Annotated in this window: 1 protein-coding gene; it reads right to left on the reverse strand. The window is 70.2% G+C overall.

What is annotated here, in order from left to right; genetic code table 11:
* Positions 1–1,347, reverse strand: a 1,347-nt coding sequence (locus ABT063_RS52040) for a condensation domain-containing protein (protein WP_351069389.1), incomplete at both ends; no start/stop codon positions are given.

Genomic DNA, 1,347 nt, shown 5'->3' on the forward strand with positions numbered 1-1,347 from the left:
GGTGTCGAGGCGTACCGGGAACATGCTGGTGAACCAGCCCACCGTGCGGGACAGGTCCGCCCCCGGAACGACGCCTTCCTCACGGCCGTGCCCTTCGAGCCGGATCAGCGCCGAGGACTCCGTGACGCCGCGAGCCTGCCGCCACTTGGCCACGGCGAGCGCCAGCCCGGCCAGCAGGCCGTCGTTCACCTGACCGCGGAACGCCGTCGGCACCACCGTCAGCAGCGCCTCCGTCACCCGCGCCGGCAGGCGGACCCAGATGTGGTCGGCGGTGTCGGCCACATCCAGGGCGGGGTCCAGTGCACGGCGGCCGAGGAGAGGGTCCGGGCCGTCCACCATCGCACGCCACAGGGGGAGTTCGGCGACGCGGGTCTCGCTGGCGGCCTCGTCCTGGAGGGCGTGCGTCCAGCGCCGTACCGACGTACCCACCTCAGGCAGCACCGGCTCCTCACCGGAGCTCACCCGCCCCCAGGCCGCGGCAAGGTCCGGCAGCAGAATCCGCCACGACACCCCGTCCACCACCAAGTGATGCAACACCACCAGCAGACGGCCCGGAGCCGCTGCGCCAGGGTCGAACCACACGAACTGGCCCATCACACCACCGGCAGGATCCAGCCGTCCGGTGGCCGCATCCAGCTCCCTGGAAGCCGACTCCCGCCAGCCCTCACCCCACCGGCCATCACACTCCACCCGATGAACCAGCCCAGCCACATCCACCGAACCCGGAGCGGCAACCTCCAGACTCCACTCATCACCGGTGACCAGCCGCGAGCGCAGCACGTCATGACGGTCGAACACCGCCGCCAAAGTCGCCGACAACCCCGCCGCATCGATACCCGCAGGCAGCTCAAGGACCGCCGACATCGAGAACCGGCCGAAACCACCGCCCAACTCCCGCAGATACCGGCTCACCGGCAGCACCGGCAACCGGCCCACACCACCGCCCTCGAACTCCTCCAGCACCACACCCGCATCCGAGCCGTCGGTCACCGCGACCTGCGCCAGCTCCGCCACCGTCCGGCACTCGAAGATCTGCCGCGGAGACACCTCCACACCCAACCCTCGGGCCCGCGACACCACCTGGATCGAACGGATACTGTCCCCGCCCACAGCGAAGAAGTCGTCATCGACCCCCACCCGCTCCAGACCCAGAACCTCCGCATACACCCCGGCCAGAACGCGTTCCACCGCCGAACCCGGCGCCCGGTACTCACCACCACCGAACTCCGGCTCCGGCAACGCCGACCGATCCAGCTTCCCGTTCGGCGCCAACGGCAACCGATCCAGCATCACCAACACCGACGGCACCATGAACTCCGGCAACCGCCCCGCCACAAAACGCCGCAG

Origin of the sequence: Streptomyces sp. NPDC002838 (genome assembly GCF_040295365.1) — a bacterium.
GTDB lineage: Bacteria > Actinomycetota > Actinomycetes > Streptomycetales > Streptomycetaceae > Streptomyces.